This is a genomic window from Mycobacterium sp. IDR2000157661 (assembly GCF_022317005.1).
Lineage (GTDB): Bacteria > Actinomycetota > Actinomycetes > Mycobacteriales > Mycobacteriaceae > Mycobacterium.
The window spans coordinates 2,508,507-2,523,154 of the sequence record NZ_CP081006.1; the positions used below are offsets into that span (position 1 = coordinate 2,508,507).

The 14,648-nt window shown below is 66.9% G+C and carries 14 protein-coding genes and 2 pseudogenes; 9 read left to right on the forward strand and 7 right to left on the reverse strand.

Annotation, left to right across the window (positions count from 1 at the left end; translation table 11 throughout):
• The first annotated feature begins 34 nt into the window (after window positions 1-34).
• A complete protein-coding gene (locus K3G64_RS13365) occupies window positions 35-2,350 on the forward strand; it encodes an ATP-dependent DNA ligase (protein ID WP_238884918.1) in 2,316 nt (771 codons plus the stop codon).
• A 26-nt stretch (window positions 2,351-2,376) separates the two neighbouring features.
• Here K3G64_RS13365 and K3G64_RS13370 read toward each other — a convergent pair whose 3' ends face one another.
• Entirely contained in the window at window positions 2,377-3,075 is a 699-nt protein-coding gene (locus tag K3G64_RS13370) for a DUF1326 domain-containing protein (protein ID WP_370646927.1), read from the reverse strand.
• Between the two features lie 146 nt (window positions 3,076-3,221).
• The gene (rnhA, locus tag K3G64_RS13375; protein ID WP_238884920.1) at window positions 3,222-3,683 is read right to left on the reverse strand and encodes a ribonuclease HI; all 462 of its coding nucleotides are present in this window, start codon (window positions 3,681-3,683) and stop codon (window positions 3,222-3,224) included.
• Window positions 3,684-3,942: 259 nt separating this feature from the next.
• Between rnhA and K3G64_RS13380 the strand changes: the two genes are divergently transcribed.
• Window positions 3,943-4,890 (forward strand): AraC family transcriptional regulator, encoded by a 948-nt coding sequence (locus K3G64_RS13380; RefSeq protein WP_238884922.1) that lies wholly within the window; start codon window positions 3,943-3,945, stop codon window positions 4,888-4,890.
• Between the two features lie 11 nt (window positions 4,891-4,901).
• On the forward strand, window positions 4,902-5,306 hold the full coding sequence (locus K3G64_RS13385) for a hypothetical protein (RefSeq protein ID WP_238884924.1): 405 nt from the start codon (window positions 4,902-4,904) through the stop codon (window positions 5,304-5,306).
• 3 nt (window positions 5,307-5,309) lie between these two features.
• Here the strand turns inward: K3G64_RS13385 and K3G64_RS13390 are convergent, their stop codons facing one another.
• From K3G64_RS13390 to K3G64_RS13405, 4 genes are read right to left on the reverse strand one after another with little or no spacing between them, the layout of a single operon-like run.
• Window positions 5,310-7,148: a CheR family methyltransferase gene (locus K3G64_RS13390; RefSeq protein ID WP_238884926.1), complete on the reverse strand. Its 1,839-nt coding sequence runs from the start codon at window positions 7,146-7,148 to the stop codon at window positions 5,310-5,312.
• Window positions 7,149-7,198: 50 nt separating this feature from the next.
• The gene (locus tag K3G64_RS13395; protein ID WP_370646928.1) at window positions 7,199-7,948 is read right to left on the reverse strand and encodes an STAS domain-containing protein; all 750 of its coding nucleotides are present in this window, start codon (window positions 7,946-7,948) and stop codon (window positions 7,199-7,201) included.
• A complete protein-coding gene (locus K3G64_RS13400) occupies window positions 7,941-8,963 on the reverse strand; it encodes a chemotaxis protein CheB (RefSeq protein ID WP_238884928.1) in 1,023 nt (340 codons plus the stop codon). Before K3G64_RS13400 ends, K3G64_RS13395 begins: the two co-directional genes overlap by 8 nt.
• A gap of 39 nt (window positions 8,964-9,002) precedes the next feature.
• Window positions 9,003-9,884 carry an LLM class flavin-dependent oxidoreductase gene (locus K3G64_RS13405; protein ID WP_238884930.1) on the reverse strand — a complete coding sequence of 294 codons (882 nt, stop codon included), beginning with the start codon at window positions 9,882-9,884 and terminating at the stop codon, window positions 9,003-9,005.
• Between the two features lie 65 nt (window positions 9,885-9,949).
• Here K3G64_RS13405 and K3G64_RS13410 point away from each other — a divergent pair, with 65 nt between their 5' ends.
• Window positions 9,950-10,216 carry a DUF4235 domain-containing protein gene (locus K3G64_RS13410; RefSeq protein ID WP_238884932.1) on the forward strand — a complete coding sequence of 89 codons (267 nt, stop codon included), beginning with the start codon at window positions 9,950-9,952 and terminating at the stop codon, window positions 10,214-10,216.
• A 9-nt stretch (window positions 10,217-10,225) separates the two neighbouring features.
• Here the strand turns inward: K3G64_RS13410 and K3G64_RS13420 are convergent.
• Window positions 10,226-11,385, reverse strand: a pseudogene (locus tag K3G64_RS13420) (diiron oxygenase).
• Window positions 11,386-11,511: 126 nt separating this feature from the next.
• On the opposite strand from K3G64_RS13420, the gene K3G64_RS13425 reads away from it, so the two are divergent.
• The 5 genes and pseudogenes from K3G64_RS13425 to K3G64_RS13445 all read left to right on the forward strand — a co-directional run bounded on the left by K3G64_RS13425 (window position 11,512) and on the right by K3G64_RS13445 (window position 14,612).
• Window positions 11,512-12,564 (forward strand): YihY/virulence factor BrkB family protein, encoded by a 1,053-nt coding sequence (locus K3G64_RS13425; protein ID WP_238884938.1) that lies wholly within the window; start codon window positions 11,512-11,514, stop codon window positions 12,562-12,564.
• 15 nt (window positions 12,565-12,579) lie between these two features.
• Window positions 12,580-13,335, forward strand: coding sequence for a precorrin-6A synthase (deacetylating) (gene cobF / locus K3G64_RS13430; protein WP_238884940.1), 756 nt, complete (start codon window positions 12,580-12,582; stop codon window positions 13,333-13,335).
• A gap of 4 nt (window positions 13,336-13,339) precedes the next feature.
• Complete coding sequence (locus K3G64_RS13435) at window positions 13,340-13,732, forward strand: phage holin family protein (protein ID WP_238884942.1); 393 nt, start codon at window positions 13,340-13,342, stop codon at window positions 13,730-13,732.
• 16 nt (window positions 13,733-13,748) lie between these two features.
• Window positions 13,749-13,943 (forward strand): annotated as a pseudogene (locus K3G64_RS13440) (DNA-formamidopyrimidine glycosylase family protein); the annotation flags it as partial.
• 201 nt (window positions 13,944-14,144) lie between these two features.
• Window positions 14,145-14,612, forward strand: coding sequence for a zinc finger domain-containing protein (locus K3G64_RS13445; RefSeq protein ID WP_238950645.1), 468 nt, complete (start codon window positions 14,145-14,147; stop codon window positions 14,610-14,612).
• The last annotated feature ends 36 nt before the right edge of the window (window positions 14,613-14,648 follow it).

Genomic DNA, 14,648 nt, shown 5'->3' on the forward strand with positions numbered 1-14,648 from the left:
AAGTTCACGGTAGCAGCGGGTATACGTTCGTACCGTGGATCGTTTCGGCCGGGTCAAGCTCACCAACCCGGACAAGGTGCTCTATCCGGCGACGGAGCTGCGGCCGATGGCCGTCACAAAACAAGAGGTGTTCGACTACTACGTCGGCATCGCCGAGGCGATGATCCCGCACATCGCCGGCCGTGCGGTCACCCGCAAGCGGTGGCCGAACGGCGTCGAGGAGTCGTCGTTCTTCGAGAAGCAACTCGCGTCGTCGGCTCCGGACTGGCTGGATCGCGCTTCGGTCGCCCACAAGTCGGGCACCACCACGTATCCGATCATCAACAGCGCCGAGGGCCTCGCCTGGATTGCGCAGCAGGCGTCGTTGGAAGTGCATGTGCCGCAATGGCGATTCGTCAAGACGTGGACCCGAGAGCAAGGAGAAGGGCAGATGCCGGGCCCCGCCACGCGGGTGGTGTTCGATCTGGACCCAGGCGAAGGGGTTACCTTCCGGCAGCTGTGCGAAGTGGCGCACGAGGTCCGCGAGCTCGTCACCGGCATCGGACTCACCACATTTCCGTTGACCAGCGGCAGTAAGGGTTTGCATCTGTACGTGCCGCTGGAGAAGCCGATCAGTTCACATGGTGCCTCAGTGCTGGCCCGACGGATCGCGACGCAGCTCGAAAAGACCATGCCCAAGCGGGTGACGGCGACGATGACCAAGAGCCTGCGCGCCGGCAAGGTATTCGTCGATTGGAGCCAGAACAACGGGAACAAGACCACGATTGCCCCCTACTCGTTGCGCGGCCGGGACGAGCCCACGGTCGCCGCGCCGCGCACCTGGGACGAGATCGAGGACCCGGATCTGCGGCATCTGAGGTTCGACGAGGTGCTCGACCGCGTCGCCGACATGGGTGACCTGTTGGCGCCGATGGACACCGATGCGCCGGTAGCCGATTCGCTCACCACCTATCGAAGCATGCGCGACGCCGGCAAGACGCCGGAGCCGGTCCCGAGTACGGCACCGACCGCGGGGAACGATGACTTCTTCGTCATTCAGGAACACCACGCACGGCGACTGCACTACGACTTCCGGCTGGAACGCAACGGCGTGCTGGTCAGCTGGGCGGTGCCGAAGAACCTGCCCGACACGCCCTCGGTCAACCATCTTGCCGTGCACACCGAGGACCATCCGTTCGAATACGGCAGCTTCGAGGGCGAGATCCCCAAGGGCGAGTACGGCGGCGGCAAGGTCATCCTGTGGGACACCGGAACCTACGAGACTGAGAAGTTCAACGACAACCCGCCCGACGGGCCCGCCGAGGGGGGCGAAGTCATCGTCACCCTGCACGGCAAGAAGATCGATGGCCGCTATGCGCTGATCCAGACCAAGGGCAAGAACTGGCTGGCGCACCGGATGAAGGATCAGAAGCGGCCGCATGCCGGTGATCTGCTGCCGATGCTGTCCACCGAAGGGTCGGTCGCGAGGCTCAAGGCGAGGCAGTGGGCCTTCGAAGGCAAGTGGGACGGCTACCGGGTGATCGTCGACGCGGACCGGGGCCGGCTCGGCATCCGGTCAAGGCGGGGCCGCGACGTCACCGCCGAGTATCCGCAGTTCTTAGCTATCGCAGCCGATCTCGCGGAGCATCATGCGATCCTCGACGGCGAGGCGGTGGCGCTCGACGAGGACGGTGTGCCGAGCTTTTCGGAGATGCAGAACCGAAAGCGGTCCACCCGCGTCGAGTTCTGGGCCTTCGACATCCTGCACCTCGACGGGCGATCGTTGTTGCGGGCCAAGTACTCCGACCGCCGACGGATTCTCGAGGCGCTGGCCGAGGGCGGCGGGTTGATCGTGCCCGACCAGCTGCCCGGTGACGGCCCGGAGGCCATGGAGTATGCGCGCCAACAGAAGTGGGAAGGCGTCGTCGCCAAGAAGCGTGACTCGACCTACCAGCCGGGCCGGCGGTCGTCTTCGTGGATCAAGGACAAGATCTGGCTCACCCAGGAAGTGGTCATCGGTGGCTGGCGGCAAGGTGAAGGCGGGCGCTCCAGCGGCATCGGGGCGCTGATGCTGGGCATACCCGACCCAGCTCATCGGACTGGGGGACTCCGGTTCGTCGGCCGGGTCGGGACAGGGTTCACTGACAAGGCGCTGGCCAACCTCAGGGCCACGCTGCAGCCGCTCGAGACGGACGAGTCGCCGTTCAACGCGCCCCTGCCCCGCCCCGACGTCAAGGGCGTCACGTTCGTGCGGCCCGAACTCGTCGGTGAAGTGCGCTACAGCGAACGCACGTCCGACGACCGGCTACGACAGGCGAGCTGGCGCGGGCTGCGGCCCGACAAGGAACCCTCCGAAGTGAGATGGGAGTAGGAGGCCCGAGGCGGCGGTCGCCGCGGTCAGGCGTGGCACTTGCACGAGGGGTGTTCCGGCGAGGAGGACGCCTCGTTCCCGGGTCGCCAGTCGAAGGGAAAGTGCTTGCTGGAACCACCGCGGTACTCATGCGACCAGTCGAATCCGATCGCATGGTCCTTCTCCACGACGCCCCAGGTCGCGACCTGTCCCGGGCCGACCTCGGCGCCTGGTGCATTCGAGGTGGTGACGCGCCGGCTCGGATCTGAAGTGGGGCCGGTGAGCGCCGCCACGCGAACATCCACCTTTCCAGGGATCCCGGCCCGCCAGTGCGCGAGGTCATCGGCGGCGTCGAACGAGATCGGTGCATACTCGATTCCGCGCAGATCCTCGATCAGTGAGGCGAATTCGGCGGGCCAGCCGCCTTCCTTGCCTGTGAAGATGCGTTCGAGCGCTTCGCGTTGCGCCTCGTCGGCGCGTTCGTCGATGTAGAACATGAGCCGCATCTTGGCGTTCGGGTCGCCGACCCACATGTTGCCGGTGAACTCACCGAGGGACACGACGTTCAACCCCGCGAGGTCGACGTCGCCGAAGTGGCCGGCACGGACATGCCAGACGAGGGTGAAGAGGCAATCGCCGTGTGTCGGCTCTTGGGCGAAGCTGCATGGACACGGCAACTTGCAGCTGCATACGTCGAACCAGTCGCCTTGAAGATGCCAGTCAGCAGCGATCGAATTAGTGCTCATTGCGTTCTCCTTCACATATACCCCCAGGGGGTACCCGGTGGACGAATGATAGCGCTGCCCCGTCAGCCGCGCAAGTACCCCTAGGGGGTATAACCGGAATGTGATGCGACTGAGCCGGATCTCCGCCACTCGCCGGCAAGTAGGAGTCAGCCGCGGACGGCGAGCGCCTCGCGCAGACCTCGGGTCGCCAGCGCATCGGCCAACTCGTTGTCGGCGACACCCGAGTGCCCCTTGACCCAGAACCACTCGACCCGATGACGCGCACAGGCGGCCTGCAATCGCTGCCAGAGGTCGACGTTCTTCACCGGCAGCTTCGCGGCGGTCAGCCAACCGTTGCGTTCCCAGCCGAGGACCCACTTCGTGATGCCGTTGCGGACGTAGGTGCTGTCGGTGTGCAGGTGCACGACCACGGGTCTGGTAAGCGCCTCGAGAGCCATGATCGGCGCCGTCAGCTCCATCCGGTTGTTGCTCGTGGCCCCGGATTGGCCGCCGTACAACTCGCGGACGTGGTGGCGCTGGCGCAACACCGCGCCCCAGCCGCCGGGACCCGGGTTCGGTCGGCACCCGCCGTCGGTGTGGATCACCACGACGTCCGCAGGGTCGGTCACCCGCCGAGGATAAGAGCTGAAGCAGGCAGCCGGCGCGCGGACACGCGCCGCGGAGGCCAAAAGCCGAGATCAGCGCGGTCGCCGAGGATTGACAGGTGTCCAATAGTCCCCGGGGGGGGGCAGTACGCGGGTATGGTTGAACCAACGTGGGGTAAAGAAAGAGCCTCTGTAGCTAGGGTCAGAACGTCATCGAGGTGATGTGTTGACTGAAATCGCGAATTCGCCCGCCCTGCCATCGCACGGGCTCCGACGATCGCTGGTGCAGGTGTCTGACGACGCCGACCTGCACCGGTTTCTCGAGCGCGCCTACGGCGTCAAGCTGCGGATCTCCCGTGTCGATGATTCGAACCGCGATCCGGCGCTGGTTCACGCCCGCACGGATGCTGGGTCGTTCGCCATCGAGGACGTCGACCTCGCCGGCCGCCTTGTCGCCGAGTCCGAACCGCTCACCCAGGTGGCAGCGGTCTGGCCCAGCCGCGGCACGGTGACCGGCCGCTCCGGCGGTCTGACCACCGGTGCCGACGTCGACCAGGTGGCGCTGGTCTCCCAGACCGGTGAACCGTTCAACATCCAGACCGGCGACGTGGGCCTGGTTTCGGTGCTGATCGACCCGGCGCTGCTGGCGTCGGTCGCGACCGGGATTCCGGTCGCCCACGTCCGCACATCGGTCCGCTTCCACAGCCTGGTGCCGGTGGACGCCGCAGCCGGACGAATCTGGCGCCAGACCGTCGACTACGTGAAGAACGTTCTGCTGCGCGACGAGGCCATGGCGACCCCCCTGGTCCTGGGGCACGCGGCCCGCCTGCTGGCTGCTGTGACCCTCTCGACGTTCTCCAACACCGCGATCGTCGACGACCGGCCGCAGGACCGCGCCGACACCCATCCGGTGCTGTTGCGCCGAGCAATCGAGTTCATGGAGGTCAATGCCTCCGCCGACATCTCCATCGGCGATATCGCCGAGGCCGTCCACATCACTCCGCGCGCCGTGCAGTACATGTTCCGTCGCCACCTCGACACGACGCCCATCCGGCATCTGCGCAGAATCCGGCTCGAAGCAGCACACCGCGATCTGTTGGCGGGCGACCGGAGGCACACGACAGTGACTGCGATCGCGGCCAAGTGGGGGTTCGCGCACACCGGTCGCTTCGCCGTGCAGTACCGGCACGCCTACGGCTTGAGCCCGCACACCACATTGCGCGGAGCGTAGCGTTGGCACCAGTGGCCGACACGGCTGGTCGAGCGAACGGCACCCATAGCACCGCGGAAGACCGCGGTGAAGCGGCGCGCGTGCGCGCCGAGGAACTGCAGCAACGACAGTCCGAACTTGTCGGCGGCCGGCCCGCGACCGCCAGAACGGCCAGGGATGCGAAGAAGCGCGCGGACGCGGCCTTGGCCCGCGCCAGGGCAGCGCACGAATCGGCCGCCGAACGCCATCTGGACGCCGGCCGCGCGCACCGGCGGGCCGCGGCCGCCCACGAGCAGGCCGCGTTGCGTTCCGGCGAGGCGGCAACCGACATGCACCAGTCGGCGGCCGAACGCCACCGAGAGGAAGCCGACCGTCATGACGCGGCCGCCGACGACCAGTTCGCCGCCGAGGCCGCCGACGAGAGGCGGATGCACTAGTGGCTAGTTCAGCACCTCCATCAACAGCAGCGCGCCGTTCACCGCCGATTCCTCTGAGCGAAAGGCACTGCAGCGCAGCCGAATTCTTGTCTGTCGACCGCGCCGGTTGACGGCTTCGACAAGAACTTCACCCTTGGTGTCGGCGTCGACGAATGCCTTGCCGATCAACGGCTTGACCTCCTCGAGGGGCAATCCCATGTCCAAGGACGTCAGCGGTGCGCCGACGACCTCTTCGGACCGCAGGCCCCACAACTCCTCGCTGCCGTTGTTCCATACGACGATCCGCATCTCCTTATCCACGACCACCATCCCGAGCTGGATGGAGTTGGCCAGGCAGTCCAGAAACAGCCGGGCCTCGTTCAACTCGGTGCTCCGATCGCGCAAGGCGTCGTTGATGGTGTGCAGTTCATCGTTGGTGGACTGCAACTCCTCGTTCATCGTCTCGAGTTCTTCGTTTGTCGACTGCAGTTCCTCGTTGGTGGTCTCCAACTCCTCGACCGTCGACTGCAGTTCCTCGTTCGTGGTCTCGAGTTCCTCGTTGGTGGACTGCAGTTCCTCGTAGGCCGCCTCCAGCTGCTTGTTGGTTTCCACCACCTGCTCCACCAGCGTTCTGGTCGGGGTGGTGTCGAAGAATACGATCGACGTCCCGATCAGACCGTTCTCCGCGTCGACGAGCGGGTTCACATGAATCTCGTACCACTGGGTCTCCGAGCCGGGGCGTTGCCACTTGACGTCCTGGATGCGTGCCGCGCGCCGCTCCACCTTCGCTTGTTCGAGATAGCTGCGCAGCTCGAGCGGACGGTAGGACACCTCGAGGTCACGCAGCAGCCGGCCGATGTCGCGCGCCGACAACCCAAACGTGGTCTCGGCCTGCTGGTTGACCATCGCGACGGTGTCCTCGCCGGTGATCACGATCTGCGCGACCGGGCTTGCGCGGAAGGCCAACTCGCGAATCGGGTCGAGCCCCGGCAGGTCAGCGTGGCGAACCGTGGTCGCCGATGCGTCGTAAGGGGCGCCGCCCCGGTGCGATCCGGCGGTTTTGCGGAAGATCCGCGAGTCGAGGCTGACGGGGGTGAACCGGTCCGAGTGGCTCAGCAGCATCTCCGCGTGCCCGAGGAACAACATGCCCTGCGGAGCCAGCGCGAAGTGCAACCGGTTCAACACATTTCGCTGCGTGTCACCGTTCATGTACATCAGCGTGTTGCGGCACGCCAGGATGTCGACCCGCGAGATCGGCGCGTCCTTGACCAGGTCGTTGCGCCCGAAGATGACCGCTCGGCGCAAGTCCTTGTGGAACACGTAACTCGAGTTGTGGTGGTCGAAGTACTTGGCGAGCAGTTCGGGCGGCACCGACTCGACCTCTTTGGCGCTGTAGGTGGCCGCGCGCGCCTGGGTCAGCGCCTCCTCGTCGACGTCGGTGGCATAGATCTTCACCCGTTGGCGGTATTCGTCCGGCGACAGGGCCTCGGCCAGCAGCATGGCGAGGCTGTAGGCCTCCTGACCGGAGGCACATCCCGCGCTCCACAACCGGATCGGGTCGTTGGGCGGTCTGCTCGCCAGGATGGAAGGAATGACGTTGCTCTGCAGGAACTGCCAGGCGGTGGCGTCCCGGAAGAAGGTGGTGACGTTGATCAGGATGGTGTTGAACAACGCCGCGAACTCGTCCGAACTGGCCTGCAGCACATCGAGATACTCGTCGAAGGACTGGTGCCCGGCCTGCTCCATCCGATGCCGCACGCGGCGCATCAACGACGTGCGTTTGTAGCCGGTGAAATCGAATCCCCGGCTGTCGCGCATATAGCGCAGCAGGGCCTCGAAGGTGTCGTCCGTCTGCCCGTCCATATTCGCCCCTGTTTCGAAGACCGTGCCGCGGTCTCAACATACTCACTCGATCACAGGCGGTTCTCGGGGCCGAGCCGGGCCCACACCGTCTTGCCCGTCGGAGTCGGCGAGCACCCCCACGCGCGACACAGTGCGGACACGATCCGCAGTCCCGACGGTGGGCGGCCGGCGAATTGCGCCTCGGGCATGCTGGGTGGGGCGCGGTTGGCGTCCGAGACGGCGATGGTGACCGTCGTGCCGTCCGTCTCCAGCCGCATCGCCGGGCAGCTGTCGGTGTGCAGAAGGACGTTCTCCACCAGCGTGGTGGCCACCACCTTGGCCGCCGGAATCAGCTCGGCCTGCGACCACACCGTCAGCCATTCGACGATGAGGTCCCGTGAGCGCTTCAAGCTGCCGGGCTGGGCGGACAACTCGACGCGTGCCCGTCGGCGCACGGGGGTGCGGGCCGGATCGGTCAGCGCCGCCGCCAGCGTCGGGTACACGGGCACGTAGCGAGACACCCCGTTGCGGACGATCGCCCTGCGGACCGACTCGCGCCCGTGCACCAGAACGATCGGTACCTCCGGCCACGTCCCGACGAGCCAGCGGGCACTGGTGAACACGGCGAACGCGGACTCCGCGGGCACCTCGAGTTGGTCGATGACGATGATCACCGCCGCCGGCTCGTCGAGTGCGGCCTTCATGATGTCGTCGCGCAGGATCAGGTAGGTCGAGGCATCGAGAGTGCCGACGGCGGTGAGCACGGCCACCGCATCGACGTCACGGGTGGCGGTGGTCATCGCGCTGCGGCCGTCACTCACCGGCGGCATGTCCGGCACCCGGTTCCGCCTTGGTCAGCCGCTTGCCCAGGATCGTGATCGCGCGTTCGGCCTGGTCGGCCAGGTCGTGATAGCGCTGGCTCATCGCGCCCGGTCCGGAGCTCTCGGCGAGTCGCCGGGCGAGCTTCGCCTTCTCGTGCAGGCTGCGCAGGGCCACCCACAGGGCCGTCTCGACCTCGCTGTCCCGGGCGCCCAGTAGCGCATCACCGGTCCAGGCATGACCGACGCGACAGCGGAAGTTGTCCTTGCTCAACGTCATCAGCGACCCGTTGCAGTCCGGACAGGTGTAGCCCGACGGTGGGCCCAGTGCCTCGGCGTCGAACTCGGTCTGGAACCGCGAGCCCATCGCGATCCGGTTCTCCAACTCCATGCCGGGATCCGGTTCCATCTGCCGCTCCTCGATCTCTCGGTCGGCCAGGGTGGCGAGCAGCGCGCCGACGTCCCCGGCGGTGCTCTGGTGATCGGCTGCGCCTGCTTCGATGGCGTTGCGCGGCATCGCCGGGAACAGGGCGTCGTCGATGCGCTGGGCGATGGTCGTGCCGCCGCGTGACCGGATGGCCGACATGCCGAGCACGCCGTCGTCGAGCACGCCGGAGAGCAACACCCCCACCGCCCGCGGTCCTGCGGACAATGCGACGGACCGGAACATTGCGTTGATCGCCGGCCGGTGTCGGTTCTCCGTCGGCCCCTCCGAGAGCATGATGTGGTGGTCGAGGACGAGCAGATGCCGGTCCGGCACGGCGACGTGGATGTATCCGGGTTCGAGCTTCGCGCCGTCGGTGGCCGGAATCGCGGGCAGCGGCCCGCTGCGGTCGATGATCTGAGCCAGCACGCTGGGCGCGTTGGCCGGCACGTGCAACACGATGACAACGGCGTACGGAAGCTCCGCCGGCAGCCCGGCCGCGAACTCGGTGAGCGCCTCGACGCCGCCCGCCGAGGCGCCGACCGCGACCACGCCGCGAAGCGCGCCGCCGTCGCCGTTGTACCCAGAAGCCATCGAGGAGTGGGTTACCCCCGGCCCGGTCAGGTAACCCTTCTACAACTTGGCGATGACGTTGTCTGCGAACATCTCGAGGTGCCGGATCTTGTTGTCGAGCGGTTCGGTGTCCAGGCCCGCGATGTAGGGGATGCGGAAGCCGACGATGACGTCGGTGACGCCCCGGTCCTCGAGCCGCTTGATGCCGTCGGGCGTGTAGGCGTCGGCCGAGATGACGTGGATCTGGAAGTCGTCGCCATCAGTATGGGCGGCGTCTGCTTCTTCCTCCCGGAACTGCTTGACCCGCTTGATCAGCCGATCGAGCTCTTCGGGATCGCCGCCGCCGTGCATCCAGCCGTCGTGCCGGGCCGCGCGCCGCAGCGCGGCATCGGCGTGGCCGCCGACCAGGATCGGGATCGGCTGGGTCGGCGCCGGGGTCATCTTCGTCTTGGGGATGTCGTAGAACTCGCCGTGGAACTCGAAGTACTCGCCGGTCGTCAGCCCCTGGATGATCTCGATGCACTCGTCCATCCGCTTGCCGCGCCTCGCGAGCGGGACGCCGAGCAGTTCGTAATCCTCGGGCCACGGACTGGTGCCGACACCCAGACCGAGCCGGTTGCCGAAGACCGCGGCCAGCGAGCCGGCCTGTTTGGCGACCAGGGCGGGCGGTCGGATCGGCAGCTTGAGCACGAAGAAGTTGAAGCGCAGCGTGGTGGTCACCGCGCACAGGGCGCCCGCGAGCACGAACGCCTCGACGAACGGCTTGCCGTCGAGGAATTCGCGGCTGCCGTCGGGTGTGTAGGGGTATTTCGAGTCCGACTCGAACGGGTACGCGAGGCTGTCGGCGATGGTCATCGCGTGGTAGCCGGCCGCCTCCGCTGCCTTCGCCAGCGGCACGTAGTACGTCGGATCCGTCATCGCCTCGGCGTAAGTGAATCGCACTCGGACATACTAGAACGTGTTCTAGTCACAGGTTTAGGCATTGACGCGGAGGGAACTTCACCGCAGTGAGTGCCGCCAAGACCATGTACAAGCCCCTGTCAATCGTCAGCAGCGTCGCGGGTGGCCTGATCGCCGGCCAGATCTTCCAGCAGATCTGGCAGCGCGTCGACCCGTCCGACCAGGAGCCGGATCCACAGGACCTGAGCCGCTCGACCCGGGAGGTGTTCATCGCCGCTGCGATCCAGGGGTTGATCGTCGGCGTGGTGCGCGCGGCGCTGGCCCGTGGCCAGGCGAAGGGTTTCGCGGCGCTGACCAACGAAGAACTGGAGTAGCGGCCGGACTCAGAGCGGATACGGCGGCGCGCCGACGCCTGCGACGCAATAGGTGCCCCAGGGCGTCACCTCGGTCAGCTGCCCGTGCGCTGTCTCGGTCCCGATCGACACGCATACCCGTTGCGGGATCCGCAACACCGCCTCGGACGTGAGATCGAAAACCATGCCGCGCCAGTGGTAGCGCCCGTCGATGGGATCGAGGTGTCCGGTCAGCCGCAACCGGACGGAATGTTCGGTGCCGTCGACCTTCATCCCGCCCGGGCCGTCGTACAGCGGGGTCATCGCGGCAGGAACCCGCTTCGGCGCCACATGCGCCGTGCCATGGGACCCAGCAGGCCGACTTCGTCGAGGAACGCGGCCAACGGCGCGAAGCCCGCGACCTGGGTCTCGTGCCGGTGCGGGCTGCGGCGTGCCATGCGACGCGCCTCGCGTGCATCCAGGCCGACGCGGCGGTACTGCACCTTGTTGGTGAACAGGAAGCGGAAGAAGTAGCCGCCGAGCCCGTTGATGTTGGACAGCACGAACTTGGGCACCGGGCGCATGTGCGGCACCCGCTTGCGCAGCCCGTCGCGCGCGAATTGGATGTGACGCGCCTCCTCGGTGACGTGAATCCGCATGAGCCGCTGCACCATCGGTTGCAGTTCGTCGTCGTCCATCATCTGCCGCTGCAGGGAGTCGAAGATCTCCTCGCCGATCAGTGCGGCCACCCACAACGCCGCGCCCTGAAACGCGAACGGCAGTGTGTTGATGATCAGGCGCTGAGAGAATCTGGGCCACACGGGTTTTGCGCCGACCCGCTCGATCGCCTTTCCGAACATCACCATGTGGCGGGTCTCGTCGCCGAGTTCGGTCAACTCGTAGTGGGTCGCGCTGGCCGTCGGATCCTGGTGCATCATCTTGCGGAGCAGTGACTGGTTCAGGATGTTCTCGAACCAGATGCCCGCCGAGAGCGTGTTGACCAGTTCCTGGCGCGACAACTCGATCTGTTGTTCGCGCGTCATCGCGTCCCACAACGCCGTGCCGTAGAGCGACACGATCTTCGGCGGCAGGAAGAACTTGTCGGGATCCAGCGGCGCGTCCCAGTCGATGTCGACGATCGGCGCGTAGGACTTCCTGACCGAGCCCTTCAGCAGACGCTGGGAGAACTCGTTTCGGGCTGGTGCACTCATCGGCGACTCCCTTGTCGATCCGTTGCACTCAAGGTAGGGAGTCGACCTCGTCGAGTCAATACCCGCGGTACCGGATACTTCGGGTATTGCGTTTGTCCGGGTCGGGTTCGGGTATCGAGCGGCAACATGGGAGTCGACGAGGCCGGCGTGCGCCGGCACGCGCCTGATCCGGACGATCCGCGCAAACCGGAATCGCCCGCTGACCTGACCAAGCCGTCGCTGCTGTACTCGATGCGCAAGGCGCTGCGCGAGTTCTCCGACGACCAGTGCACCGACCTGGCCGCGGCACTGACGTACTACGCGGTGCTGTCCGTCTTTCCGGCGCTCGTGGCGCTGGTGTCCCTGCTCGGGGTGTTCGGACAGGGGCGCAGCACGGTCGATGCCATGCTCGACCTCGTCGAGGGTGTGGCGCCGGCGTCGGCGATGGACACTCTGCGGCCGCCGATCGAGAACCTCGTCAACTCGCCATCCGCCGGATTCGCTTTGGTCGCAGGCCTCCTCGGTGCGCTCTGGTCGGCGTCCGGATACGTCGGGGCCTTCGGCCGGGCGATGAACCGCATCTACGAGATCGACGAGGGCCGTCCGGTGTGGAAACTGCGGCCGGTGCAACTGCTCTTGACGTTGGCGGGCCTGGTGATGGCGGCCGGGGTAGCGGTCATGCTGGTGGTCAGCGGTCCGGTGGCCAGGACCATCGGAGACGCGATCGGTCTCGGGAACGCAGCGGTGACGGTGTGGAGCATCGCCAAGTGGCCGGTGATTCTCATCCTGGTCATCCTCGCGGTGGCGATCCTGTACTACGTCACCCCGAATGTGCAGCAGCCGAAGTTCAGGTGGATCAGCGGCGGCGCGGCGGTCGCGATCGTCGTGTGGATTCTGGCGTCGCTGCTGTTCGGCTTCTATGTGGCCAACTTCGGCAGCTACAACAAGACCTACGGCGCATTGGCCGGTGTCATCGTCTTCCTGCTGTGGCTGTGGATCACCAACCTGGCGTTGCTCTTCGGCGCCGAGGTCGACGCGGAGATGGAGCGCGGCCGCCAGTTGCAGGCGGGCCTGCCTGCTGAGGAAGAACTGCAGCTGCCGCCAAAGGACGACCGCAACGTGCGCAAGCAGCAGGAGGCCGAGGAGAAGGACATCGATCGGGCCAGGAAGCTCCGCCTCAGCCGCGGCAAGGAGCACTAGCGCATACTCGCGGGCGTGACCCGTCGAATCCACGTCATCGGAATAGGTGTCGGCGACCCGGACTTCGTGACGGCGCAGGCCGTGGCCGCCCTCAACGACACCGAGGTGTTCTTCGCGATGGACAAGGGGCAGGCGAAGGGCGAGCTTGTCGCGCTGCGCAGGCACATCTGCGAACGGTTCATCCGCGAACCCGGCTACCGGTTCGTCGAGCTGCCCGATCCGCCGCGTGACAGGGTCGCCGCGGACAGCCCGGCCTACCGCCAAGCCGTCGCCGACTGGCACGACGCCCGGGCCCGGCTGTGGGCACAGGCGATCGAAGCCGAGCTTCCTGCGGGCGCCAGAGGCGCGTTTCTCGCGTGGGGTGACCCGTCGCTCTACGACAGCACCCTGCGCATCCTCGACGCCGTCGCCGACCACCTCGACATCGATTACGACGTGATACCCGGCATCACCGCGATCCAGGTGCTCACCGCGCGACATCGCATCCCGCTCAACGACATCGGTGAGCCGGTGTTGATCACCACCGGCAGGCGACTGCGCGAGCACGGCCTGTCCGGCAGCGCGGTCGTGATGCTCGACGCCGACTGCTCATTCTTGGCCTGCCCGCCCGACACCCGCATCTGGTGGGGCGCCTACCTCGGTACCCCCGACGAGATGCTGGCGGCCGGCACGGTCGGCGAGGTGGGAGACCGGATCGCCCAAACCCGGGCAGCGGCGAGGGAACGACACGGCTGGATCATGGACACCTATCTGCTGCGTTCGGCACACTGAGCCTGTGGGATTTCTCCTGCGGGCCGCGCTGACCGGTGTCGCGCTGTGGGTGGTGACGCTCATCGTGCCCGGCATCCGCTTCGTCGGCGGTGACTCGACACTGGCCGAAGTCGGCATCATCTTCGTCGTCGCCGTGGTTTTCGGACTGGTCAACGCGGTGATCAAGCCGATCGTGCAGATCATCTCGATCCCGCTCTACATCCTCACGCTCGGGCTGTTCCACATCGTCGTCAACGCGCTGATGTTGTGGCTCACCTCCTGGATCACCGAGCACACCACGCGCTGGGGCCTGGCCGTCGACGACTTCTGGTGGACGGCGATCTGGGCAGCGATCGTGTTGTCGATCGTCAGCTGGCTGCTCTCGTTGGTCACCGGCGGCGTGAGCCGAGGCGGCTGAGCGGCAGACTGGAACCATGCCCGAGCTGCCCGAGATCGAAGCGCTGGCCGACCACCTGCGCCGCCACGCCGTCGGCCTGACCGTCGGGCGCATCGACGTGTCGGCGTTCTCGGTGCTCAAGACGTTCGACCCGCCGATCAGCACGCTGCACGGCCAGCCGGTCACCGACGCCCACCGGTGGGGCAAGTACCTCGGGCTGGAAGCCGGCGGGCGGCACCTGATCACCCACCTGTCGCGGGCGGGGTGGCTGCGGTGGTCCGACAAGCTGGCAGCGGCCCCGCTGAAACCCGGCAAGGGGCCGATCGCGCTGCGGGTACATCTGGGCACGCCCGGGGCGGCTCCCGGCTTCGACCTGACCGAGGCCGGCACGCAGAAGCGTCTGGCGGTCTGGCTCGTCGACGACCCGGCGACGGTGCCCGGGATCAGCGCGCTCGGGCCCGACGCGCTGTCGCTGGGGCTCGACGACCTGGCCGGGCTGCTGGCGGGCAACAGCGGCCGGATCAAGACCGTGATCACCGATCAGAAGGTCATCGCGGGCATCGGCAACGCCTACAGCGACGAGATCCTGCACGTCGCGCGGATCTCGCCGTTCGCGACGGCGGGCAAGCTGACCGAGGCGCAGTTGTCGGCGCTGCACCACGCGATGATCGGTGTCCTCACCGACGCCGTGCAGCGCTCGGTCGGCCAGCAGGCCGCGACCCTGAAGGGGGAGAAGCGCTCCGGGCTGCGCGTACACGGCCGCACGGGCCTGCCGTGCCCGGTCTGTGGGGACACCGTGCGCGAAGTGTCGTTTGCGGACAAGTCGTTCCAGTACTGCCCGACGTGTCAGACCGGCGGCAAGGTGCTGGCCGACCGCCGGATGTCGCGGCTCCTCAAGTAAACGTGAGCAGGGGGCCGTTTCCGCAGACCCCCGGGC